This is a genomic window from Pantoea sp. (assembly GCF_039594315.1).
GTDB lineage: Bacteria > Pseudomonadota > Gammaproteobacteria > Enterobacterales > Enterobacteriaceae > Pantoea.
This window is the reverse complement of the sequence record NZ_JBCNNP010000036.1, coordinates 19,185-42,420: the sequence shown is the minus strand read 5'-3', so window position 1 is coordinate 42,420 and position 23,236 is coordinate 19,185. Positions and strand designations below refer to the sequence as shown.

General features: G+C 54.2%; 20 protein-coding genes. 12 read left to right on the top strand and 8 right to left on the bottom strand.

The features are described 5' to 3' along the window. Positions 1-788: Ig-like domain-containing protein (locus ABDW13_RS17335; protein WP_343553812.1), on the bottom strand; the 788-nt coding region annotated here is incomplete at its 3' end. Between the two features lie 394 nt (positions 789-1,182). On the opposite strand from ABDW13_RS17335, the gene ABDW13_RS17330 reads away from it, so the two are divergent. From ABDW13_RS17330 to glnT, 9 genes are all read left to right on the top strand, one after another. Continuing rightward, a complete protein-coding gene (locus ABDW13_RS17330; protein ID WP_343553811.1) occupies positions 1,183-1,395 on the top strand; it encodes a hypothetical protein in 213 nt (70 codons plus the stop codon). 305 nt (positions 1,396-1,700) lie between these two features. Beyond that, positions 1,701-2,588 (top strand): ABC transporter substrate-binding protein, encoded by an 888-nt coding sequence (locus tag ABDW13_RS17325; RefSeq protein ID WP_343553810.1) that lies wholly within the window; start codon positions 1,701-1,703, stop codon positions 2,586-2,588. Beyond that, complete coding sequence (locus ABDW13_RS17320) at positions 2,585-4,204, top strand: FAD-dependent oxidoreductase (RefSeq protein WP_343553809.1); 1,620 nt, start codon at positions 2,585-2,587, stop codon at positions 4,202-4,204. The genes ABDW13_RS17325 and ABDW13_RS17320 overlap by 4 nt, the downstream gene beginning before the upstream one ends. Then, positions 4,192-4,965, top strand: coding sequence for an SDR family NAD(P)-dependent oxidoreductase (locus ABDW13_RS17315; RefSeq protein ID WP_343553808.1), 774 nt, complete (start codon positions 4,192-4,194; stop codon positions 4,963-4,965). The genes ABDW13_RS17320 and ABDW13_RS17315 overlap by 13 nt, the downstream gene beginning before the upstream one ends. Next, positions 4,962-5,738 carry an amino acid ABC transporter ATP-binding protein gene (locus ABDW13_RS17310; RefSeq protein WP_343553807.1) on the top strand — a complete coding sequence of 259 codons (777 nt, stop codon included), beginning with the start codon at positions 4,962-4,964 and terminating at the stop codon, positions 5,736-5,738. The genes ABDW13_RS17315 and ABDW13_RS17310 overlap by 4 nt, the downstream gene beginning before the upstream one ends. A 28-nt stretch (positions 5,739-5,766) precedes the next feature. Beyond that, positions 5,767-6,618 (top strand): amino acid ABC transporter permease, encoded by an 852-nt coding sequence (locus ABDW13_RS17305; protein WP_343553806.1) that lies wholly within the window; start codon positions 5,767-5,769, stop codon positions 6,616-6,618. An 11-nt stretch (positions 6,619-6,629) separates the two neighbouring features. Continuing rightward, positions 6,630-7,793: an aromatic ring-hydroxylating dioxygenase subunit alpha gene (locus ABDW13_RS17300; RefSeq protein WP_343553805.1), complete on the top strand. Its 1,164-nt coding sequence runs from the start codon at positions 6,630-6,632 to the stop codon at positions 7,791-7,793. Between the two features lie 10 nt (positions 7,794-7,803). Further along, positions 7,804-8,790 carry an aldo/keto reductase gene (locus ABDW13_RS17295; protein ID WP_343553804.1) on the top strand — a complete coding sequence of 329 codons (987 nt, stop codon included), beginning with the start codon at positions 7,804-7,806 and terminating at the stop codon, positions 8,788-8,790. Between the two features lie 12 nt (positions 8,791-8,802). Further along, positions 8,803-10,170, top strand: a complete 1,368-nt coding sequence (glnT, locus tag ABDW13_RS17290; protein ID WP_343553803.1) for a type III glutamate--ammonia ligase — start codon at positions 8,803-8,805, stop codon at positions 10,168-10,170. Positions 10,171-10,204: 34 nt separating this feature from the next. Here the strand turns inward: glnT and ABDW13_RS17285 are convergent, their stop codons facing one another. Beyond that, positions 10,205-10,840, bottom strand: coding sequence for a TetR/AcrR family transcriptional regulator (locus tag ABDW13_RS17285; protein WP_343553802.1), 636 nt, complete (start codon positions 10,838-10,840; stop codon positions 10,205-10,207). Between the two features lie 76 nt (positions 10,841-10,916). On the opposite strand from ABDW13_RS17285, the gene ABDW13_RS17280 reads away from it, so the two are divergent. Beyond that, positions 10,917-11,912: an alpha/beta fold hydrolase gene (locus ABDW13_RS17280; RefSeq protein ID WP_343553801.1), complete on the top strand. Its 996-nt coding sequence runs from the start codon at positions 10,917-10,919 to the stop codon at positions 11,910-11,912. Here the strand turns inward: ABDW13_RS17280 and ABDW13_RS17275 are convergent. The 4 genes from ABDW13_RS17275 to ABDW13_RS17260 form a co-directional block, all read right to left on the bottom strand. Continuing rightward, positions 11,902-12,327, bottom strand: coding sequence for a hypothetical protein (locus ABDW13_RS17275; RefSeq protein WP_343553800.1), 426 nt, complete (start codon positions 12,325-12,327; stop codon positions 11,902-11,904). The two genes, ABDW13_RS17280 and ABDW13_RS17275, sit on opposite strands and share 11 nt — an antisense overlap. Positions 12,328-12,344: 17 nt before the next feature. Beyond that, the gene (locus ABDW13_RS17270; protein ID WP_343553799.1) at positions 12,345-12,821 is read right to left on the bottom strand and encodes a hypothetical protein; all 477 of its coding nucleotides are present in this window, start codon (positions 12,819-12,821) and stop codon (positions 12,345-12,347) included. Positions 12,822-13,087: 266 nt separating this feature from the next. Then, positions 13,088-14,731, bottom strand: coding sequence for a class I fumarate hydratase FumA (fumA, locus tag ABDW13_RS17265; protein ID WP_343553798.1), 1,644 nt, complete (start codon positions 14,729-14,731; stop codon positions 13,088-13,090). A 164-nt stretch (positions 14,732-14,895) separates the two neighbouring features. Further along, positions 14,896-16,407 (bottom strand): anion permease, encoded by a 1,512-nt coding sequence (locus ABDW13_RS17260; protein ID WP_343553797.1) that lies wholly within the window; start codon positions 16,405-16,407, stop codon positions 14,896-14,898. A 604-nt stretch (positions 16,408-17,011) separates the two neighbouring features. On the opposite strand from ABDW13_RS17260, the gene ABDW13_RS17255 reads away from it, so the two are divergent. After that, on the top strand, positions 17,012-19,792 hold the full coding sequence (locus ABDW13_RS17255) for a flavocytochrome c (protein WP_343553796.1): 2,781 nt from the start codon (positions 17,012-17,014) through the stop codon (positions 19,790-19,792). A 54-nt stretch (positions 19,793-19,846) separates the two neighbouring features. Further along, positions 19,847-20,809: an FAD:protein FMN transferase gene (locus ABDW13_RS17250; RefSeq protein WP_343553795.1), complete on the top strand. Its 963-nt coding sequence runs from the start codon at positions 19,847-19,849 to the stop codon at positions 20,807-20,809. On the opposite strand, the gene dcuR is transcribed toward ABDW13_RS17250, so the two are convergent. Both dcuR and ABDW13_RS17240 read right to left on the bottom strand, forming a co-directional pair. Beyond that, positions 20,803-21,522 (bottom strand): two-component system response regulator DcuR, encoded by a 720-nt coding sequence (dcuR, locus tag ABDW13_RS17245; RefSeq protein WP_343553794.1) that lies wholly within the window; start codon positions 21,520-21,522, stop codon positions 20,803-20,805. The genes ABDW13_RS17250 and dcuR overlap by 7 nt on opposite strands. Beyond that, on the bottom strand, positions 21,519-23,144 hold the full coding sequence (locus ABDW13_RS17240) for a sensor histidine kinase (RefSeq protein WP_343553793.1): 1,626 nt from the start codon (positions 23,142-23,144) through the stop codon (positions 21,519-21,521). Before ABDW13_RS17240 ends, dcuR begins: the two co-directional genes overlap by 4 nt. Positions 23,145-23,236: the final 92 nt, after the last annotated feature.

The following is a 23,236-nucleotide window of genomic DNA, read 5'->3' as shown; positions in this document are numbered from 1 at the left end:
GAAACGGTTGAACCCAACAATTTACCTGCGTCCCACGCATAGATAATTGATTCTGGTGCGGCGGTTCCGATAAAGCGAGGAGTGCTGTCAACAATCTCTTGTCCTGGCCAAATGCCAACATCATAACCCAGATCGTCGGTATAGCGCTGACTGACAATCACTGGAATAGCAGCAGCTGAATTTATGCTGAATTCGAAAGAGGGAGTGGCGGAGTCTTTTTCAACACCAAAAGTTAGAGCATGTTTGCCGTCTTCCAGATTCGTTTCAAATGACCAATTGCCGTCCTCATCTGAAACGGTTGAACCCAACAATTTACCTGCGTCCCACGCATAGATAATTGATTCTGGTGCGGCGGTCCCGATAAAGCGAGGGGTGCTGTCAACAATCTCTTGTCCTGGCCAAATGCCAACATCATAACCCAGATCGTCGGTATAGCGCTGACTGACAATCACTGGAATAGCAGCAGCTGAATTTATGCTGAATTCAATAGGTAGGCTGACAACATCTTTATGTAAACCAAACGTCAATGAGTGCTGACCATCTAATAATTGTGGCGAGAATGACCATGAACCATCAGCTGCAGAGCGTGTTGAACCAATGATTGTTCCATTATCCCATGCATAAACAATAAAATTGGGACCAGTAGAGCCGACAAAGCGTGGGGTAGGATCGACAATTTCGCTGCCCGACATAAATGCCACATCGTAACCAAGATTGTTTGTAAACCTTTGCTCAATATGAACAGGCGGTGTGCCCTTACTATTTTCTGGAGCTTCCCATCTAGGCATTTTATTTCCTTTGTTAATCCGTTTTCACTTCACACCATGTAAAGTGTTCAAGCAGTCTGCAGACGTTTTTTTTATGCCTTTATGCGAATCGTCTTTAATCTTTTTAACCTTTTCGAGATAAATGAATGAAATTCAAGTTCATTTGCCCTTTATTGTTGGGTTAAAAAGGAAGCGCTAACATCATCTTCTGTTAAGAGTCATTACTCTATTCGCAACGATATGATTTCATTTTTTTACCTGGCCAGATGTGGGGATTTTCATCTATTCGTCATCTTCTATTAGCAGGATAAGCCAATCAGCAGAAGTTTCTGATGCAGTCACAGAATTAAGCCTGGTCTTGTGGAATTTAAAGCGGGTGATTAGGCAGAATGCGCATCCATTTTAAGGAGAAGTTATGAACACGTTGTACAACTACCTGGAACAGCATGACGATATGCTGGATGCCGTAGAGCAAAATATTATTACCGTGAATCTGCCTGGTCGTCAGGCGGTGTATGTGATTGGTCAGAATGATGCTGACTTGTTGCTGGAAGTGAAAGCGCGCGAAATCGCCTCGGCACAGCGCGTGGAAACTTTGCGCCAGTTAGAGAGCCAATACCGTTTTTAAGTCTGTCGCGGTGTGAGGCAGTTTTGCCTTGAGCAGATGATTTACTCCGCGCTGACGTCTTTCCTCTCTTTGCACCATTAGCTCACTTTTTGCACTCTGTTGGTGAATCTCTCACCAGCCTTTCATGCCCGTTGTACCAAGGCCTGCCGCGCCATCCCTTATCCACTCTCGTCTCATGATTAATTAATCAGTTATTTAAAAACTGGCATAACGCTTGCAATTCTTCCTGCGCACCATCTTCGTTTTTTGCTTTTTTAAGTCATCAGGGTCTTCAGGCATTTTGCCTTTCTACTGGAGTTAAAAGCATGAGAATGAAAAGTCTGGTTGTTGCCTTATCGTTGCTTGCCACGTCACTTGCTCCACTCACTCTTAAAGCCGCCGATGCGCCGCTGGCGATGCATGCCGACTTGCATGCACAACTGCCGGAGAAAATTCGCAGCAGTAAAACCCTCAATCTGGTGACCGATGCGCACTATCCGCCGTGTGAATCCTTTGCTGAAGACAACAAAACCATGGTCGGGTTTGAGCCGGATTTGTGGGACGCCTTAGGGCAGGTGCTGGGCATAACAGTGAAGCCGGTCTCGATTGATTTCGCCGGGCTGATCCCAGGCGTTAAAAGTGGCCGCTACGATGTGGCGATGGAGTGTATTTCGGATAGTCCAGAGCGCGAGAAGCAGGTCTCGTTCGTCAACTATGCCTACGCCACCAGCGAGGTGTACACGCTGGAAACCGAGAAAAGCATCACCAACGATCCGCTGACGCTGTGCGGTTTGAAAGTCGGCGTACAAACCGGCACCGATTTCGAAAAAGCCATCAGTGAAATCTACACGCCAAACTGCACCAAGCAGGGCAAAGCGGCAATTCAGCAGGTGACGTTGCCATCAGCCGATGCGGTGCTACTCGGGCTGTATTCCGGGCGCGTTGATTTCGTGCTGAATGATGCCGCCTCAGTGGATGACATCAAGAAGAAAGCGCCGCATCCGATCCGCACCGTGCAGATGCCGCTGATGCCGAAATATTATCTCGGCATTGTGGTGGCGAAAGAGAACACCGAACTCGCCAATGTGCTGCTGAAAGCGTTGCAGGTAGTTCATGAAACCGGCACCTACGACAAGATCATGGATAAGTGGGATCTGGGTGCTATGAAGCTGGATAAACCGGGCATCAACCTGACCAGCACCCAGCCGTTATGAGTGAGCGTCACTGCGATGTGCTGGTGATCGGTTCCGGCGGCGCGGCATTGATGGCGGCGTTACGTGCCGCTGTCGGCGGACTTTCGGTGCTGATCGTCGAGAAAAGCGCCTGGCTCGGCGGTACCACGGCGATGTCGGGCGGCGCGATGTGGGTGCCCGCCAATCATCATGCGCTTGCTGCCGGTTATGACGATTCGCCACAGCAGGCGCTGGCTTACTTGCGCGCGGCAGCGCCTGCCGGCTGGCAAGCCAGTGAAGATGCATTGTGGCACGCGCTGGCACAGCAAGCCGCGCCGATGCTGGTGTTTCTGGAACAGCACAGCGCGCTGCGTTTTGCGCTCACCGCGGAAGGCGACCCGCTGTGGCCGCTGGCGGGTGCCAAAACCGTTGGTCGCATGCTGGCGCCGTCGCCACTCAAACCGCAGCGGCGCTGGCGTTTGCGTCCAACGCCGCTGCCGCGCGGGTTTAGCTATCACGAACTGCTACAGCAGGATATTTGGCATCATCCGCTGCGCGCGGGGTTGCGCTGTTTGCCGCGCCTCGTGCGACGTATGTGGCGTGGTGAACTGACCAAAGGTGCGGCACTGATCGCCGGATTACTCGATGCCTGTCAGGCCGCCGGTTGCCAGCTGCTAACCGAAGCGCGCGCTGAGCAACTGCTCACCAGTGGTTCGCATCAGGTCAGCGGCGTGCGCTGCCGCTGGCAGGGCGAAAGTGTTGAGATCAACGCGCAGCGTGGCGTGGTGATTGCCAGCGGCGGATTTGAGTGGGATGACAACTTACGTGCGCGACATTTTCCCGGCCCGCACGATTTCATCGCCAGCCCGCGTGACAACAGCGGTGATGGACAACGCATGGCACAGGCTATTGGCGCGCAGTTGGCGCACATGGATCAAGCCAATATCGGCGGCGGTATTCCGGCGGCATCCGGCCAGCCGTGGAGTGGTTTATCGATTTTCTTCCATGCGGAAGCCAACGCCATGTTGGTCAATCGTTATGGCCAGCGTTTTACCAATGAAATGGCATTCAATCTCGGCGAAGCGCTGGATAGCCGCGATGCCAGCGGCCAACCGCGCCATCTTCCGGCGTGGCTGATCGCGGATGCACGCTTACTACGCCGTGCGCCGCTGCTGCTTTACTACCGCTGGCGTACGCCGGGTTGGATGCGTTCCGCTGCCACGTTAGAGGATCTGGAAAGACAACTAGCACTGCCAGCCGGTTCGTTGCCACGCAGCGTGGCGCGCTTTAACCAATTCTGTGTTTCCGGCGTTGATGAGGATTTTGATCGCCATCTCAGCGTGGTTCGCGGCAAAACCGATCGACGCTTTCAGGGCGGCATGGCGGCGATCCAGCACCCGCCTTATCTGGCGATACCGTTCAATCGCACTTTTCTTGGCACCAAAGGCGGGCCGCGCACCAATGCGCACGGCAACGTATTGCATCGCGATGGGCAAGCGATCACTGGGTTGTATTGCGCTGGCGCAGCGATGGCCAATCCGATTGGCACGCGTGCGGTCAGTGCGGGCACCACGCTGGGGCCAAATCTGACGTGGGGCTTTATCTGCGGATCGGCATTACTCGCAGCGCAAGCGGAGGGGATGAAATGCAGCGCGTAATAGGCAAAACCGCCATCGTCACCGGCGGCTCACAAGGCGTGGGATTGCGCATTGCTTCGGTACTGGCGGCGCAAGGCTACGACATTGTGCTGCTGGTGCGCCGTCAACGTGAGGTGGCGCAGCGTGCGATCGCACAATTGCAAAATCTCGGCGTGCGCGCGGCGTTCTGGCAGGTCGATATCACCGATCGCGCCGCGCTGCGTGCGGCAATGTCCGCCATCGTCGCTGACTTTGGTGCGCCGCAGTTACTGGTGAATAACGCCGGTGCCTCGGCCGCCGCCCCGCTACTGGAGCTAACCGATGCGCAGTGGCAATTGGTGCTCGATACCCAGTTAACCGGCACGTTTCTCGCCTGCGTGGAAACGGTGATACACATGAAGCCGGGCGGCGTGATCATCAATATCGCTGGCGCATCGGCGCACCGCTGTTATCCCGATGCGGGCGCGTTTGGCCCCTCCAAAGCGGGCGTGGTGAATCTCACCGCACAGATGTCAATCGAATGGGCGTCGCGTGGCATTCGCGTGTGCGGCATCAGTCCGGGGCCGATTCGTGATGCGGACAGCAATTGGCAGCTACACGAACCGCTGCTGGCAAAGGAAGTGGCGCGCTTGCCGCTGCAACGTCCAGTGAGCAGCGATGAAGTGGCGCAGAGCGTGGCGTTTCTCGCATCGCCGGCGGCGGCGGCTTTTACCGGACAAATGCTGGTGCTCGACAGCGGCGGGCTGAATACCTGGTACATGACGCAACAGGAGGAGAGATGAGCAAAGCCTCGTTAATGGTGGATGCGCAGCAGGTCACCAAGTCGTTTAACGGCGTCGAAATCCTCAAAGGCGTCGATCTGGCGGTGCAGCAGGGCGAAGTGGTGTGCCTGATTGGCCCGTCGGGATCGGGCAAATCGACCTTTCTGCGCTGCATCAATCATCTGGAAAAAATTGATGGCGGTGAATTGTGGGTCAATGGCGGCATGGTTGGCTATCGGCTGCACGGCGACAAGTTGTATGAGCTGAAAGAGGGCGAGGTGGCGCGCAATCGCATTCACATCGGCATGGTGTTTCAGCGCTTCAATTTGTTCGGCCACATGACGGCGTTGGAAAACGTGATGGAAGCGCCAATCACGGTGAAAAAAGTGCCGCGCGCGCAGGCGCTGAGCGAAGCCAAAGCATTGCTGGATCGCGTTGGCCTCAGCCATCGCTACGATGCGCGTCCGGCGGCGTTATCCGGCGGACAGCAGCAGCGCGTGGCGATTGCGCGTGCCATGGCGATGAAGCCGTCGTTGATGCTGTTCGATGAACCGACCAGCGCACTGGATCCGGAGCTGGTGGGCGAAGTGCTGGAGGTGATGCGCGATCTGGCACGCGATGGCATGACCATGGTGATCGTGACGCACGAAATGGGCTTTGCGCGCGATGTGGCGAATCGCGTGGCCTTTATGGATAACGGCGCAATTATCGAAGTGGCGGAAGCCAAACAGTTTTTTGCCGCTCCGCGCCATGCGCGCACGCGTGATTTTCTCGCCCGCGTGCATGCCGCGTGATCAATCCGCAACCATGAAGAGAACGCTGATGACAGACAAAACGCTGACAACGCCGCGTAATCCCACTCACAGTGCGCGCGAAGTGGTGGCACAACGTTATCCCGGTCGCTGGATCTCAGCGCTGGTGATGGCGGCGTTAACCGGTTTGGTGGCGCATTCGATGATCACCAATCCCAATTTTGATTGGTCTACGGTGGGGAAATATCTGTTTTCACCGACCATTCTGACCGGCTTATGGACCACCTTCTGGCTGACGCTGGTGATCATGCTGCTGGCGATTGTGCTCAGCGTGATGCTGGCGGTGATGCGGCTTTCCAGTAATCCTCTGCTGGTGGGATTCAGCCGCGGTTGGATCTGGTTCTTTCGCGGTACGCCGGTGCTGGTGCAACTGATCTTTTGGTACAACCTCGCGGCGCTCTATCCGCAATTCACCTTGGGCGTGCCGGGCGTGATCACGCTGTGGAGCGGCAGCACCAACGATCTGATCACGCCGCTGGCCGCCGCCATTCTCGGCCTCGGCTTGAACGAATCGGCGTATATGGCGGAGATCATCCGCGCGGGTATTTCGTCGGTGGAGAACGGTCAGCAGGAAGCCGCGCGCGCGCTCGGCATGACGCGCGGCCAATATTTGCAGCGGATTATTTTGCCGCAGGCGATTCCCTTCATCATCCCGCCCACCGGCAATCAGGTAATTGGCATGCTGAAAACCACCTCGCTGGTGAGCGTGATTTCACTGTCGGATCTGCTCTATTCGGCGCAGGCCATTTACTCCCGCACCTATGAAAACATCCCGTTATTGATCGTTGCCTGTATCTGGTATCTGGCCGCCACCACGGTGCTCAGTGTGATTCAGGCGCGAGTTGAGCATCACTATCGTTAGAGGAGGCTGAGATGTATCGCGAGAAAATTGATGTGGTGTTTGATGATGGCGACAGCATTTTGCAACGCATGCTGCAACAGCAGCAGAGCGATGCCAGCCGCGCCGAAACCTTGCCGCCAGAAGCCTATAACAGCGACAGTTTTTTCCGGCTCGAAGAGGAGAAAGTGTTTCGGCAGGATTGGCTGTTTGTCGGCCACGTTTCGCAGGTGCCACAGCTCAATGATTTCTTCACGCTGGATGTGGTCGGCGAACCGCTGTTGATAGTGCGTAACGATGAAGGCATTGCGGTGTTCTCCAACGTCTGCTTGCATCGCTGGGCACCCATTGCGCAAGGCAGTGGCAACAGCCGGTCGTTTATTTGTCCGTTCCACAACTGGACCTACAACACGCACGGCAAACTGAGCGGCGCGCCATCAATGAATCAGGCGCAGGACTTCGAGCGCCAGCACTGCCAACTGCCGAAGATCCGCCATGAAGAGGTGTTCGGCATGATCTTCGTCACCTTCAACGCGGATGCGCCGTCGCTGGCCACGCGCCTGGCGCCGCTGCAAGCGCGCTTTGCGCGCTATCATCTGGCCGATTTGGTCACCGCTTACACGCTGGATTACGACTGTCCGTACAACTGGAAGATGGCGATTGAGACCTTTATGGAGTGCTATCACCACGCAGCGGTGCATCGCAGCACGCTGGAAGACAGTTTCCCCGGTCGCCTCAGTTCGATTGGTGAAGATGGGCCCGGATGGACTCTCTGCCATCAGCCGCTGCGCAAAAATGGTGAACTGAGTGAGATTCTCACCGAAGGGTTGACGCCGTTTAGCGGATTAACTGACGAAGAAATGCGCTTTAGCGATTTGATGCTGCTCTATCCCAACTGCCTGATCTCGCTTAATCCGGATCGCATCTCGATCAGTGCGATTCTGCCGCAAAGCACCACCCGCACCCAGTGGCATCGCGTGGTGCTGGTGTCGGCAGAATCAGCGGCACGCGACGACTTCGCCCAGACCGCCGAGCGCATGAAACAAGGCAGCTTAACCATCATCGATGAAGATCAGTGGATCAACGCCGAACAGCAGCGCGGCAGCCGTTCACGCCTCGCACGACCTGGCCGCTTGAGCCATCTGGAAACCACCGTCTGGCATCTCGCCAACTACCTGAAAACTCGCATGGCGGAGTAAGGAGCACACAATGCGTTATCACAAGCTGGGACACTCCGGGCTGGAGGTGTCGGCGCTTTGCCTCGGAACGGTGACCTACGCGCCACCCGCGCGCAGCGGCCGCAGTTGGACGCTGGATGAAGAGGCCAGCCGCAGCCTGATCCGTGCGGCGCTGGAGCAGGGCATCAACTTTATTGATACCGCCAACATCTACGCCAAAGGTGCCAGCGAAGAGATCGTTGGCCGCGCGATACGCGATTTTGCGCTGCGCGATGAAGTGGTGATCACCAGCAAACTGTATAACCCGATGCGCAGCGGACCGAACAGCAAAGGCTTGTCGCGCAAGGCGATCATGCAGGAGTGCGATCACAGCTTGCAGCGGCTGAGCATGGATTACATCGATCTGTATGAAATCCACCGCTGGGACGATGAAACCCCGATCGAGGAGACGCTCGAAGCGCTGCACGATTTGGTGAAGATGGGCAAAGTGCGCTATCTCGGTGCCTCGTCAATGTTTGCCTGGCAGTTCAGCAAAGCGCTGCAAATCCAGAAGTATGAGCGCTGGAGCCGTTTTATCGTGATGCAAAACCATCTCAACCTGATCTATCGCGAAGAAGAGCGCGAGATGCTGGCGCTGTGTGCGGCGGAAGGCGTGGCGGTGACGCCGTGGAGCCCACTGGCGCGCGGGCGGTTGGCGCGTCCCGTTGATGCGGCCAAAGCCAGCGTGCGCGGCGCGGATGACAGCTACACCGATTTCCTCTATGCCGCCACCGCCGAGGCCGACAGCGCGGTGATCCGTGCGGTTGAGGTCATCGCCGAAACGCGCGGCGTGCCGATGGCGCAAGTGGCGCTGGCCTGGCTGTATACACGACCCGCGGTGGTGGCTGCGGTGATCGGTGCCACGCGCGAGTCACATCTGACCGATGCGGTGGCTGCGCTCGATTTCCAGCTCAGCGCCGAAGAGATCCATGCGCTTGAGGCTCCTTACATTCCCCATTCCATTGTTGAACACGATTAAGGCAGGGCATTGATGAAAACTCCCGAACAGATCGCCGAGATTAAACAGGATTTGCTGGCGAAAGGTGTTGAATATTGCATGGGCGCTTACGTGGATATTCACGGCGTGCCGAAGGGGAAAGTGGTGCCGATTGCGCATCTGGATCATATGGCGCAAGGTTCAGAGCGTTATACCGGCTACGCGCTGGATGGTCTTGGTCAGTCGCCGCACGAAGATGAACTGACGTCGGTGCCGGATCTCGATCACATCATCCAACTGCCGTGGGAACCGAAAATCGCCTGGATGCCCGCCGACAACCATTTTCAGGGTGAACCCTACGCGCTCAGCACGCGCGTGGCGCTGCAAAACGTCATCAAGCAGGCCAATGAAATGGGCTTTGGTTTTAATCTCGGCATTGAGTGCGAAATCTATCTGCTGAAGCGCGATGAACAAGGGTTGCTTTCGGTGCCGGAGCGCGACAATAAACTCAACAAGCCATGCTATGACTTGCAGGGATTCGTCGATCAGTTTGGCTGGCTGGATGAAGTCTCTTCCACCATCAATAACCTCGGTTGGGATCTCTATTCGCTCGATCATGAGGATGGCAACTCGCAGTACGAATTCGACTTTAACTATGCCGACGCGCTAACTACCTGCGATCGCTTTATCTTTTTCCGCTTTATGGCCAAGCATTACGCTAAGCAACGCGGGATGATCGCCACCATGATGCCGAAACCGTTCGCCGATAAAACCGGCACCGGCGCGCACTTCAATATGTCGCTGTCCGATCTGCAAAGTGGCGCCAACGTGTTCAAACGCGATGCCAGCAGCGCCGACGATCCGTGGGGATTAGGTTTGAGCGATACCGGCTATTACTTTATCGGCGGCTTGCTGAAACATGGACGCGCGCTGTGCGCGGCATTTGCCCCAACGGTCAACAGCTACAAACGGCTGGTGCGGCAGGGCGCAATGAGCTACTTCTCGTGGGCGCCGGTATTTAATTCGTGGGGATCCAATAATCGCACCAATGCGGTTCGCGTTCCGGCGGGCGGTGGACGCTGTGAATCACGTAATGCCGATGGCGCGGTGAATCCGTATCTGGCGGCCACGCTGGCGTTGGCGGCGGGACTGGAAGGGATTCGCGAGAAGATCGATCCGCGCCAGCCGAATGAAGATAACTTGTACGCGATTAGCGAAGCCGAGCGACGCGAGCGCGGTATCGATTTCCTGCCGCAGAATTTGCTGGAAGCGGTAGAAGCCTTTGATGCTGATCCGTTCGTCGCCGCCACGCTCGGTGAGGCGCTAAAGAAAGAGTTTATTCATTACAAGTTGCAGGAGTGGAACAGCTATCACTTGCACGTCAGCCAGTGGGAAACCGATCGCTACAGCAGCATTTTTTGATGGTTAAAGCGGGCGGCGATGTCGCCCGTTTTCGTCACGCTTTGGCGTCGAGTTTCTCAAACACAAAATCACGCATCACATTGATCGCTTGTTTGTATTTGAAATTGGGGAACATCACATTGCGGAACAGCACGCCATCCAGATAGGTCGAGATCAACATCGCCATATCCGCCGGATTGACCTCGCGAAACAGGCCGCTGGCGATGCCTTCTTTAATGGTGTTTTTCAGGATCAGCGACTCTTTCTCGTAGAACTTTTTAATCGCTTTATCAATGCTCGGATTGCGCCCGTTGGTGCTGGAGTAATCGAGGCTAATTTTCGCCAGTTTTTGCAGCAGATGAAATTGCAGGATGTGAATTTCAATCCACAGAAAGATCAGATCGCGCGGGCCGTTGGCGCTGGCTTTAATTGCATCAAACTGCACAAAAGCGCGTTCGACTGCTGATTCGATCACTTTGATGAACAGGTCTTCTTTCGAGCCGAAGTAGTAGTAAATCAGCGCCGAATTGAGGCCGGTGGCGGTGGCGATATCTTTGATGCGTACCGCTGAATAGTTGTGAGTGGCAAACAGATCGAAGGCTGAGGATTGCAGTAATTCCGCCACATCGCGCTGGGTTTTGCGCGGTTTTTTGTCGCCGGTAACGGGTTTTGCAGTGGGCTTTTCCTTCATAGACGACATCCCTACAGTGACGAAATTTTAAGTTAATTGATTAATTAACTCTACCATATCGCCTCAGGAGAACGGCATGGATTTTTATCAGGTGGGTAACCTGCCATTGGTCAGCGGCGAAACGCTGTTGGATGCGCAAGTGGCGTATCAAACTTTGGGCCAGCTCAATGCGACGCGCGACAACGCGGTGGTGATTTTCAGCTATTACAGCGGCACGCATCAGCGTTATTTGCCGTTAATCGGTGCGGGGAAAACGCTTGATCCGGCGCGCTGGTTTATTGTGCTGGTGAACAAATTGGGCAACGGCGTTTCTTCTTCGCCGTCCAACTCATTATTGCAAGCTGGCGCGGCGTTCCCGGCGATCACCTTGGTGGACAATCTGCATGCGCAGCAGCAACTGCTGTTTAATCATCTTGGCATTGAACGTATCGCGCTGGCGTACGGTTGGTCGATGGGGGCGATGCAGGCGTGGCATCTGGCGGTGGCGCATCCTTCTCAGGTGCAAAATCTGCTGGCGGTATGTGGATCGGCGCGCTGCTGGCCGAATAATCAGGTGTTCCTTGCCGGCGTGCGCGCGGCACTGTGTTGCGATGCGCAATTTGCCGGTGGCTATTATCAGCAACCGCCATTGCGCGGCCTGGCGGCGTTTGGGCGTGTGTATGCAGGATGGGCTTATTCGGCGGCGTTTTTTCGCGAGGAGCGCTGGCGCGATCTGGGCTTCGCCTCGCTGGAAGCGTTGCTGGTGGATTGGGAGCAGGATCATCAAGCGCTGGATGCTAACGATTTGCTGTGCGCGTTATACAGTTGGTATCACGCCGATGTGGGACAACTGGCCGACAGCGACTGGCGTGCCGCGCTAGGGAACATTGGTGCGCGCTGCATCGTGATGCCGTGCGACAGCGATCGTTATTTCACTCTGGAAGAAGCGGAGTTGGAAGTGGCGGCACTGAAGCAAGGCGAATTGCGCGTGCTGCATTCGCCTTATGGACACTGCGCCGGCGCACCGGCGCGTTTTGCTGAGGAATCGGCACAAATTGACAGCGCCATGCAGGCGCTGCTGCTTACTCGATAATACTTAATTCCACCACGCGGCCCTGATCGAACCAGGTTTCCAGCCCGGTAACGCGCAACTCCAGTTTGCCTTCGATCACTTCGCCGATGTAGGAGATCTGCAACGGTTCATCGGCGGTATCATCACCGTACACCACGCACATTTGCTGGCGTGGGCTGTAATAACACACCGCGCCGGTCACTTCGCCGTGCTGCTCACGCCGCAGTTTGCCAACATCCTGGGTCAGATATTTATTCTCCCACGGCGCAACGATCGGCAAGGTGAAAAACACCATATCGCCAATCAGCTTGCCGTGTTGCAGCACGCTTTTTAACGGCAACTTTTCGCGCAGCGTTTTCGCCAGATTAGGCACTTTGTCTTCCCATACTTCGATGACGCAGATCTGGTGATCGGCCACATGCATTGCAAGTTTCATTGTTGTTGTTCTCCCAATCAGGCTTTGACGCGACGAAAACCGTCCCCGAGACCCCAGGGAAGAATGAAATCAACCCACATATGCAGGCGGTTGGCCCACGACAGCGCGCTGTGCGACAGGCGCACTAACTCTTCAAGCGTTTCACATTCACCCGCCACCTTGACGTAGAGGTGCAGCATCTCCGCCGCTTGCGGCAAGCTGACAAAATCAAAGAAATTGGCTTTGTAGCCCATGATCTCTTTGATCAGCAGTTGCAGCGTTTTCAGATCGGCTTGCGGATGGTCTTCACCGACGCGAATCAATCCCCACAACATTTCATCCGCCAGCGTACGGGTTTCCCCTTCGGCGAAAATAATGGTGCTGAGGTATTGGCCGCGTGAGCCGGTGCCGCGTGGCACTTCACCTCTGCCCAGCGCCGCAATTTCTGCGGGCTGCTCAAACCAGATCTTCTCGCGCTGCGCGTCAAACAGCGCTATCGCTTCATCGACCGTCATAACGTTCTCCTGGTGTGGTTGTGAATGTGGCATTTGCCACGAGTTTAATTAATCAGATAATTAAATTGAGCAAATTTTATGCCACAAGCAGAGCGAAAATTAATCAGTTAATTAAGAATGAGTTAGCGGAGAAGGGCGCTGGCACTGAGGTTAAGCTGCTGTTTTGTAGTGCAGATTGCACCAAAACGGAGGTGGATTGGCGTGATAAATAAAAAGGTCGCCATGAAAGGCGACCTTAAAGAACAGTACAGTGTGAAATTAAAAAATTACTTCACGCAAGCCGCACAGTTGTTGTGAATCTGCTGGAAGAAGTCGTTGCCTTTATCATCCACCAGGATGAAAGCCGGGAAGTTTTCCACTTCAATTTTCCAGATCGCTTCCATACCGAGTTCGGCATATTCCACGCATTCCAGACTCTTAATGCTCTGCTGCGCCAACACTGCTGCCGGGCCGCCGATGCTGCCGAGGTAGAAACCACCATGTTTGTGACACGCATCGGTCACTTGCTGGCTGCGGTTGCCTTTCGCCAACATCACCATGCTGCCGCCGTTGGCTTGCAACAGATCGACATAGGAATCCATACGACCAGCAGTAGTTGGGCCGAGTGAACCGGAAGCGTAACCTTCAGGCGTCTTGGCCGGGCCCGCGTAATACACCGGATGATCTTTGATGTACTGCGGCAACCCTTCGCCGTTATCGATGCGCTCTTTCAACTTAGCGTGCGCAATATCGCGCGCCACGATGATGGTGCCGTTCAGCGACAAGCGGGTCGATACCGGATAAGACGACAGCAGCTTGAGGATTTCGCTCATTGGCTGGTTCAGATCGACGTTAACCACTTCGCCTTCGCCTTGCTGACGCAGCTCTTCTGGAATGTAGCGACCTGGGTTGTGTTCCAGTTTCTCGATCCAGATACCTTCGCGGTTGATCTTGGCTTTGATGTTACGGTCGGCAGAGCAAGATACGCCCATGCCAACTGGGCAAGATGCGCCGTGACGCGGCAGGCGAACCACGCGAATATCGTGGGCGAAGTATTTGCCACCAAACTGCGCGCCAAGGCCAAGTTCCTGCGAGGCTTTCAGCAGTTCTTCTTCCAGCTGCACATCGCGGAACGCCTGACCATGCTCGTTACCTTCGGTTGGTAGCGAATCGTAATAGTGCGTTGACGCCAGTTTGACGGTTTTAAGCGTCGCTTCCGCTGACGTACCGCCAATCACAAAGGCGATGTGATACGGCGGGCACGCGGCGGTGCCCAGCGACATCATCTTATCGACCAGGTAGTTTTTCAGCTTGGCTGGGGTAATCAGCGCTTTAGTTTCCTGATACAGATAGGTTTTGTTGGCCGAACCGCCACCTTTGGCGATGCACAGGAATTTGTATTCGTCGCCATCAACGCTGTACAGGTCGATTTGCGCCGGCAGGTTAGTGCCGGTGTTCACCTCTTTATACATATCCAGCGCGGCATTCTGGGAATAGCGCAGGTTATCTTCGATAAAGGTGTTGTAAACGCCTTGCGACAGTGCGGCTTCATCGCCACCGCCGGTCCAGACGCGCTGGCCTTTTTTACCCATGATGATCGCGGTGCCGGTATCCTGGCAGGTTGGCAATACACCTTTCGCCGCGATTTCCGAGTTACGCAGGAATTGCAGCGCCACGTATTTGTCATTCTTGCTGGCTTCGTCATCGGCCAAAATCGCGGCGACCTGCGCCTGATGCGAGGCGCGCAGCATGAACGAAGCATCGTGGAATGCCTGCTTCGCCAGCAGCGTCAGCGCTTGGGGATCGACTTTCAGCACTTCTTCGCCATCGAAATTGGCTACCGAGACGTAATCGCTGCTCAGCAGATAGTATTCGGTATCATCTTTGGCGAGAGGAAAGGGATTCTGATAATAGAAGGGTTTGTTCGACATGTTGGCTCACTTAGCTTCGTGTTGCCCATCAGCACGAGGGGCGACAAATTAGGCATCTGTTATTCGATTTTCTCTCGCCAGCCCTCCGCAAGGGCTGACTGGCGAGCATCATAACACTTTCACGGTACTGCGCGGCTCCGTTTTTTAACATCGAAGCAACATCATCAGAACATCATCACCATCCATGGATAGGCGACAACCATCAGCAGAACCAGGAACAAGCCACCAAAGATGGTGCCGAGGCGCCAGTAATCTTTAGTTGGCAGATAGCCGCTGCCGTAGTAAATCGGGCTTGGGCCGGTGCCGTATGGGGTGATAATGCCCATCACACCCAAGGAAACACACATCATCAAGCAGAATACCGGCATGTTGATGCCTGGGATTGACGCGGCAATGGTCAACATGGCTGGCAGCAGCGCGGTGGTGTGCGCAGTGGTACTGGCGAACAAGTAGTGCAGCAGGTAGAAGGCAATCAGCAGAACCACCGCAGAAACCTGTGGATCGTAACCGTGCAACAGCATTGCGCCTTCTTTACCTAACCAGGCGATAAAGCCAACGCGGGCCAGACCATCCGCCAGTGCAACCAGGGTGGCGAACCACGCAAAGGTATTCCAGGCCGCTTTGTTGCTGGTGATGTCATTCCAGTTTAGTACACCGGTCCACAGCATCAGCACGATGACTAACAGTGCCGCCATCGCCGGTTCAATCCACGCGGTGGCGAAGATCCACATCATCAGCGCCGCAACCACGAAGCCCAGCAGCAGAATTTCATTGCGTGACAATTTGCCGAGTTTCGCCAGTTCAGCGGTGGCCCAACGTGGCACTTCATCGTTGATTTTGACTTCTGGCGGATACAGCCAGTAAGCCAGCAGCGGCATGGTCAGAATCAACAGCACGCCCAGCGGCAGGAAGGCGAGGAACCACATGCCCCATGAGATATCAAAGCCGACCACGCTTTTCACCAGCGCCAGCGCTAACAGGTTCGGCGCCAGAGCAGAAAGGAACATCGAACTGGTGATACAGGCGGCGGTGATCGCAACCCACATTAAGTAAGAACCAATCTTACGCGCGCTTGGGTCATTCGGTTTTGAACCGTACAGCGGTGGCAGGTTGGCGATGATTGGATAGATGGTACCGCCACTGCGCGCGGTGTTGGATGGGGTAAACGGTGCCAGCAACAGGTCAGCGAAGGTAATGGCGTAACCCAGCGTTAAGCTGCGGCGACCAAGATATTTCACCAGAATCAGCGCCAGGCGGCGACCAAACTGGGTTTTATCGTAGCCAGCGGCAAACATAAAGGCACCGAAGATCAGCCAAACGGTGGAGTTGCCGAAGCCGCTGACCGCCCATTTGAACGACTGCGCCGCGGTTTTGAACTTGGGATCTGCCAGTTCCGCCGGGCTAAACAGCACCCATTGGCTGAATAGCGCAATCACCACCACACCAGTTAAACCGATGACCGCACCCGGCAATGGCTCGAAAATCAGTCCCACAATTACCCCGACAAAAATGGCGAAGAAGTGCCAGGCATAAGGTTCCAATCCCGCAGGAGTTGGGACCAGCAGCAACAGCACAGCCACAATAATTGGCAGGCACAACATAATCAGGCGGTTCTTTTTCCCGGGCGCCGCGGGGGGCGCTTTTAGGGATTCACTCTGGGTTGTTTGTGTGTTCATAGTTTTGGTCTGCAAGTTATGGAGAATGCGGTTATACGCCCCGAACTAAGCTGTTTATTTAGTTACAAAACCCTTTTAACAGATTAGTCGTGACATTTAAAACTGAGTTTTAATTAAATCGCCGTTTGGAAATTTTGATACGCGAATTATCAATTGAATGTGAACATGATGCGATTAATTAAAATATCTATTTTGATCCAGATCAATAAAATTTATTGGTGGTTTTTTTGCTTTAAACATGCACGCGTTAATATACGAACCAATAGGTGAAAATTAACTGTGTTTGGTCATCGAAACGCAACAAATCAAGCAAAAAACAGGTTGTGGGGAATTTTTATCTTTCTGATAAGGCTGGTTTTGTTTTAAAAGTAAGGAAAAATTTGATTTTTGTCAAGACTTGGTCAAAACTTAGCGAAGCGCAGCTTTAAGCATTACGCTCCGAATATTAATTACATGGGTAAAACTTATATAACTAACGAATGAGGTTATGTAAGTAAATAAAATGGTATATTTACGCCATGAAATCGGACCACTAAAATAAATATAATCTCATCCGAACCGCCAAAGAATTGAATACGAATTTCTTAATTTGGAGTTGCTCATCATGAATAAGCTCACCCCGATCCTTAATCCGCTTACGCTGCCGAAAGGTGCGGTGCTAAAAAACCGCTTGGTTATGGCACCGATGACCACCTGTACCGGCTACTTTGATGGCGGTGTTACCAGTGACCTTGTCGAATATTATCGTGTCCGCGCCGGCAGCATCGGTACCGTCATCGTTGAATGCTGCTTTATTGATAACCGTGGTCCAGCCTTCCCGGGTGCGCTCGGCATCGACAGCGACAACAAAATCCCGGGCTTGGCGAAAATCGCCCACGCCATCAAATCGCAAGGTTCCAAAGCGATTTTGCAGATCTATCACGGCGGCCGCATGGTGGAACCGGCACTGATCGGTGGTAAAACCCCGGTCGCGCCAAGTGCTATCGCCGCACCGCGTGAAGGTGCCACCACGCCACAAGCCTTAACCGCTGAAGAAGTAGATGTAATGATCACCAAGTTTGGTGATGCCGTTAATCGTGCGATCAAAGCCGGATTCGATGGCGTAGAAATCCACGGCGCGAACACCTATCTGATTCAGCAGTTCTACTCACCAAACTCCAACCAGCGCGACGACAAATGGGGCGGCAGCCGCGATAATCGCGCCCGTTTCCCAATGGAAGTGCTGGAAATCACTCACAAAATGGCCGACCGCTTCGCTGCGGCGGATTTCGTGATTGGTTATCGCTTCTCGCCTGAAGAGCTAGAAGTGCCCGGCATTCGCTGGGACGATACGATGTACCTGCTGGAAAAACTGGCGGAACGCGGTCTGGATTATGTGCACTTCTCTGTCGGCCAGTTGCTGCGTCCATCGATTGTCGATACCCAGGATCCCACGCCGTTAATTACTAAATATCTCGCACAACGCTCACCGAAGCTGGCAAAAGTACCGGTGATTGGTGTCGGCGGCATCGTTAATAAAGAAGACGCTGAGAACGCGCTGGAGCACGGGTTCGATTTGGTGGCGATCGGTAAAGCCTGCATTGCTTACCCGGATTGGACCGATCGCGCGTTGCGTAACGAGCACATGGAGCTGTCTATCGATAGCACCAAGCGCGAGGAACTGACCATTCCAGAACCGCTGTGGCGCTTCTCGCTGGTGGATGCAATGATCCGCGACGTCAGCGATGGCCATCGCAAATACAAAGCTGGCGTGTATCAAGCCAAAGTCGAAGCCGAAGCGCTGAAACTGAAAATCAACGTCACGCTGGATACTGACCGTATTACCGATATTTCACTGGTGCCGGATCCCAGTCTGGATGTCGATTTTACCAGCACCTTCGAAAGCCTGCGTGAACGCATTCTGGTCGCCAACAGTCCACACGTTGATGCGATCACTGGCGCAACCACCCAGAGTGAAGCGCTGAAGAAAGCGGTATCACGTGCCATGACCACGTCGAGCAAAGAGTATGTGATTGAAGAGGGCGGCAACCCGAATGCGCCGGTCAATTACGATGTTGTCGTGGTAGGAACCGGCGGTGCTGGTCTGGCGGCGGCGATTCAGGCGCATGACGATGGCGCGCGCGTGGTGATCATCGAGAAGATGCCAACCATCGGCGGCAACACCATCAAAGCCTCGGTTGGGATGAACGCGGCGGAAACCCGTTATCAGAAACTGAAAGGCATCGAAGACAGCAAAGAGCTGTTCTACGAAGAGACGCTGAAAGGCGGCAAGTTCAAAAACAATCCGGTGTTGTTGCGTGAGTTTGTTGAGCAAGCGCCAGAAGCAATTGAGTGGCTGGCGGCGAAAGAGATTGAGCTGTGCGATATCACCATCACCGGCGGTATGAGCATTGATCGTACCCACCGCCCGGAAGATCGCTCAGCGGTCGGCGGCTTCCTGATCAGCGGCCTGGTGAAAAACGTCAACAAGCGTGAAATCGAAGTGCTGCTGGAAACCTCGGTGGCAGAAATTTTGGTGGAAAATGGCGCGGTAACCGGCGTGAAAGTGGTGGATGAGTACAACGACAGCCGCATCATCAACGCCAAAAGCGTGATTGTGGCAACCGGCGGCTTCAGTGCTAACCGCGAAATGGTGGTGAAATACCGTCCTGAGCTGGATGGTTTCGTCACCACTAACCACAAAGGTGCCACCGGCAGCGGTATCGCCATGTTGCAAAGTATTGGCGCAGATACCGTCGATATGGGCGAAATCCAGATTCACCCAACGGTTGAGCAAACCACGTCGTATCTGATTTCTGAAGCGATGCGCGGCGGCGGGGCGATTCTGGTCAGCCAAGCGGGCAAGCGTTTCTATAACGAAATGGAAACTCGCGACAAAGTGTCCGCTGAGATCATCGCGCTGCCAGAGAAAAGTGCATGGATCGTGTTTGATGAGCAGGTGCGCGCCAACAACAAAGCGGCCGATGAATACATCGCCAAAGGCTTTGTGATTAGCGCACCAACGCCGCATGAACTGGCGATGAAACTCAACATGGATCAGGAAGCGCTGCAAACCACACTCGGTCGCTACAACGAGTTCGTGGCCAAGCAGGATGATGAAGACTTTGGTCGTAAAACCGCGTTGCGTCATCCACTGAACAAAGGTCCGTACTTCGCCATTCGTATCGCCCCGGGCGTGCACCACACCATGGGCGGCGTGACCATCAATACCGATACCGCGGTGCTGGATGCGCAGAAACAAGTGATTCCAGGCGCGTGGGCGGCTGGTGAAGTGGTCGGCGGCATTCACGGCGCCAACCGCATCGGTGGTAACGCAGTGGCCGATATCATCATCTTTGGTATCAAAGCCGGTCGTAATGCCGCTAAACTGGCGCGAGGCAATTAATTAGCACCGATAAAAATGCCCGCTGCGTGCGGGCATTTTTTTAACGAGGCAACAATGACTAATGATGGCGTTTATGCCTACTCCGCAGTACTGATGGGTTCGCCCATTCTGCTCAAACTGTTCGACGATAACCCCACCTTAGCGCGCCAGGTTTTCCAACTGATCAAGCAGCAAGAAAATCTCTTCACCGTCAATCGCGCTGCATCCGAAGTGATGTCAATTAATCAGGCTGCCGGTCTTCATCCGGTGGTGGTGAGCGATGCGGTCTTCGCGTTAATCAGCGTGGCGCACGCGGTCAGCTTACTCCCCAACAGCGCTTTCAACTTCACCATCGGACCGATTGTGAAGCGTTGGAAAATCGGCTTTCAGGGCCGAGAAGTACCCGCGAAAACGGATATCGCCGCCTTACTGCCACGCACCGATCCGCATCAGGTAATACTCAATCCCGCTGATCGTTCGGTGTTTCTCCAACAGCAGGGCATGGAAATCGATCTCGGCGCCATCGCCAAGGGTTACATCGCCGATCGCGTGCAGGCATTTTTGCATCAGCAAGGCGTGCAGCAGGCATTAATTAATCTCGGCGGCAATGTGCAAACGCTGGGTTGTCCACCGCATGAAGCAGAAGGTTGGGGTATTGGCCTGAAAAAGCCGTTTGGTGGCGATGATGAGTTACTCGGCGTGCTGCGTGTGCAGGGAAAATCGGTGGTGACGTCGGGGATTTATGAGCGCTATTTCGAGCTGGACGGACATTGCTGGCATCACATCTTTGATCCCAAAACCGGATATCCGCTGGATAACGAACTGCTGAGCGTGACGGTGATTTCCGACCGCTCAATTGATGGCGATATTTACACCACGCTGTTATACGGCATGGGGATGGAAAACGGGCTGGCGTATCTTGCCGACCAGCCCGATATCGACGCGGTATTTGTCACCCGCGATCGGCAAATCATCTGCTCCGCGCCGCGCTATTTCCACTTCCAGCAAATCGATCCTGCGTGGCAGCTGCGTTACTGACAATATTGTTGCAGCAGCGAATGGTATTCCGGCTGTAAGCGATAACGGTACACCGGACGTCCGGTGGCACCGTAATGAATGCTGGTGAACAGAATATTAATCTGCGCCAGCCAAATCAGGTATTTACGGCACGATACGCGTGAAATATTCACTTCCGCCGCCAGTTCATCGGTAGAGAATTCGTGGCCGGGATGCGCATCAATCCACTGACACAGCGTGCGCAGCGTTTGCGGCGTTAAGCCTTTTGGCAAACGCTTGTTATCGTGCTGCGTTGCCGGGCTGCCGTGAATCAGCAAATCAACATCCGATTGTTGATAGTAATGCTGATTATCCATCAGCGACTTCTTCTGCCGCCAGCCGGTCAGCGCCTCTTCAAAACGCGGGAACTGGAACGGTTTGATCAGATAATCCACCACGCCGTAATGCAGCGAGGTTTTAATGTTCTCCGCATCGGCCGCTGATGAAATGATGATCACTTCCACCGGGCTTTGCGCGGTACGCAATTCCGGCAACAGATCGAGGCCATTCTCTTGCTGCATATAGATATCCAGCAGCACCAGATCGACCGTAATCTCACTGTTGAACAGGATCTCTTTCGCCTGCTTGAGCGTTGACGCGGTGCCGCAGCAGGTAAAGCCCTGCACCTGACCGATATACGCGCGATTAAGCTCGGCAACCATGGCGTCATCATCGACCACTAACACATTGATCATGCGGATTGGTTTCCTCCATCCCAGGGAAGTTGAACTAAAAATTGAGTAAACACGCCGGGTTCTGACTCGACGCTGACGCTGCCGCCAATACTTTCGGTTTGCTGCTTGAGCAGAAATAGCCCAACGCCGCGATTCTCACCTTTGGTTGAGAAGCCTTTGTCAAAAATTGTGGCGAGACGGTCGGCTTCAATGCCCGGACCATCATCGCTCACTTCGCACGTCAGCCAACCGTTTTGGTAGTGCAGCATTACGTGAATTTCGCCTTCAACCTGCTCATGCATGGCATCCAGCGCATTCTCCACCAGATTGCCTACCACGGTAATCAGCGCCGCCATTTGCTCTTCGTTGCCGCTATCCGGCAAGAAACTGGCATCGCTGATGGTCAAGCGATGGCCGCAATCCGAGGCGCGATTGATCTTGCTCAGCAAGAAACCGGCAATCACCGGCGACTTGATTTTGTCGAGCAAGAAACCAATTTCCGTCTGGTAATTATTGGCGGTTTTGAGAATGTAAGCTTCAACCTGCGGGTAATTTTTCATGTGCAGCAGACCGAGAATCACATGCAGCTTGTTCATAAACTCGTGTGAACGTTCTCGCAGCGCATCGACATAGCTTACCATGCCGGTCAAACGCTGCATTAGCTGACTGATTTCAGTTTTATCCCTGAAGGTACAAACCGCGCCGATAATCCGCCCGTGGCTGCGCACCGGCACGGTATTACTCAGCAACACGCGACCATTGACATTCAACTCTTCATCGCGGCGCGCGCGTCCGGTTTGCAATACATCATGCAGATGCTTGTCGATCACCGAGGCATCATATACGTGATCGGCGGTGATGGTGCCCATCGAATCATTAAGCAGCGAACGTGCAGCCTGATTTACCAGCGTCACTTGCGCCTGATCGTCCATGGCGATCACGCCTTCCTTTAGCGAGTTAAGAATCGCCTGGCGCTGCTCAAACAGGGTGGAAATTTCGTAAGGTTCAAGGCCAAACAGGATGCGTTTCAGCACGCGCACCAGGATCAAGGTACCGATGGCGCCCGCCAGCGTACCAATAAAAATGGTCCACAAAATACTCCAGCGGCTTTCGTTGATTTGCACGCTGACTGCTTCCAGCGAAATGCCAATCGCTACCACACCAATCTGTTGATGTTGCGCGTTAAAGATCGGTGTGAAAACACGTAACGCTTTTGCCAGCGAGCCTTTATTCACCGAGACATTTTCATGGCCGCGCAACGCAGGCTCAATGTCGTCGCCGATAAAGTGTTTGCCGATCAATTCAGGATTGCGATGCGAGTAACGAATGCCATCCATGTTGGTCACAGTGATGAACAACAGATTATTGGTCTCTTCCACCGCTTTTGCGATCGGCTGAATGCGCGTGCCATCCGGCGGGTAAGCCAGCGCACGCTGAATTTCCGGCGAGTCCGCCAGCGTGCGCGCCACCGCCATGGCTTTATCCTCCAGTTGCCCACGCGTCGAGGCACCAATCTGGAAGAAATAGAACATATGCACGCTGAGCAACACCAGCACGATAACCGCGCTGAGCATCAAGGTGACCAAGGTATTAAGCTTCATCGGCTGCTTACGCGCCGTGATTCCTTGCTGTGGAGAAGACATGATCGCGCTCTGAAAAGAAGAGGGCGTTTATTATGACGGATAAATGCAGCAAGGTCGCCAGGAATGGCGTAACGCGCGGATATTCCAGAGCG

Excerpts from the sequence above, each read along its gene's own strand:
- ABDW13_RS17330 (WP_343553811.1), top strand. The coding sequence starts at position 1,183 with ATGAACACGTTGTACAACTACCTGGAACAGCATGACGATATGCTGGAT.
- ABDW13_RS17325 (WP_343553810.1), top strand. The coding sequence starts at position 1,701 with ATGAGAATGAAAAGTCTGGTTGTTGCCTTATCGTTGCTTGCCACGTCA.
- ABDW13_RS17320 (WP_343553809.1), top strand. The coding sequence starts at position 2,585 with ATGAGTGAGCGTCACTGCGATGTGCTGGTGATCGGTTCCGGCGGCGCG.
- ABDW13_RS17315 (WP_343553808.1), top strand. The coding sequence starts at position 4,192 with ATGCAGCGCGTAATAGGCAAAACCGCCATCGTCACCGGCGGCTCACAA.
- ABDW13_RS17310 (WP_343553807.1), top strand. The coding sequence starts at position 4,962 with ATGAGCAAAGCCTCGTTAATGGTGGATGCGCAGCAGGTCACCAAGTCG.
- ABDW13_RS17305 (WP_343553806.1), top strand. The coding sequence starts at position 5,767 with ATGACAGACAAAACGCTGACAACGCCGCGTAATCCCACTCACAGTGCG.
- ABDW13_RS17300 (WP_343553805.1), top strand. The coding sequence starts at position 6,630 with ATGTATCGCGAGAAAATTGATGTGGTGTTTGATGATGGCGACAGCATT.
- ABDW13_RS17295 (WP_343553804.1), top strand. The coding sequence starts at position 7,804 with ATGCGTTATCACAAGCTGGGACACTCCGGGCTGGAGGTGTCGGCGCTT.
- glnT (WP_343553803.1), top strand. The coding sequence starts at position 8,803 with ATGAAAACTCCCGAACAGATCGCCGAGATTAAACAGGATTTGCTGGCG.
- ABDW13_RS17285 (WP_343553802.1), bottom strand. The coding sequence starts at position 10,840 with ATGAAGGAAAAGCCCACTGCAAAACCCGTTACCGGCGACAAAAAACCG.
- ABDW13_RS17280 (WP_343553801.1), top strand. The coding sequence starts at position 10,917 with ATGGATTTTTATCAGGTGGGTAACCTGCCATTGGTCAGCGGCGAAACG.
- ABDW13_RS17275 (WP_343553800.1), bottom strand. The coding sequence starts at position 12,327 with ATGAAACTTGCAATGCATGTGGCCGATCACCAGATCTGCGTCATCGAA.
- ABDW13_RS17270 (WP_343553799.1), bottom strand. The coding sequence starts at position 12,821 with ATGACGGTCGATGAAGCGATAGCGCTGTTTGACGCGCAGCGCGAGAAG.
- fumA (WP_343553798.1), bottom strand. The coding sequence starts at position 14,731 with ATGTCGAACAAACCCTTCTATTATCAGAATCCCTTTCCTCTCGCCAAA.
- ABDW13_RS17260 (WP_343553797.1), bottom strand. The coding sequence starts at position 16,407 with ATGAACACACAAACAACCCAGAGTGAATCCCTAAAAGCGCCCCCCGCG.
- ABDW13_RS17255 (WP_343553796.1), top strand. The coding sequence starts at position 17,012 with ATGAATAAGCTCACCCCGATCCTTAATCCGCTTACGCTGCCGAAAGGT.
- ABDW13_RS17250 (WP_343553795.1), top strand. The coding sequence starts at position 19,847 with ATGACTAATGATGGCGTTTATGCCTACTCCGCAGTACTGATGGGTTCG.
- dcuR (WP_343553794.1), bottom strand. The coding sequence starts at position 21,522 with ATGATCAATGTGTTAGTGGTCGATGATGACGCCATGGTTGCCGAGCTT.
- ABDW13_RS17240 (WP_343553793.1), bottom strand. The coding sequence starts at position 23,144 with ATGTCTTCTCCACAGCAAGGAATCACGGCGCGTAAGCAGCCGATGAAG.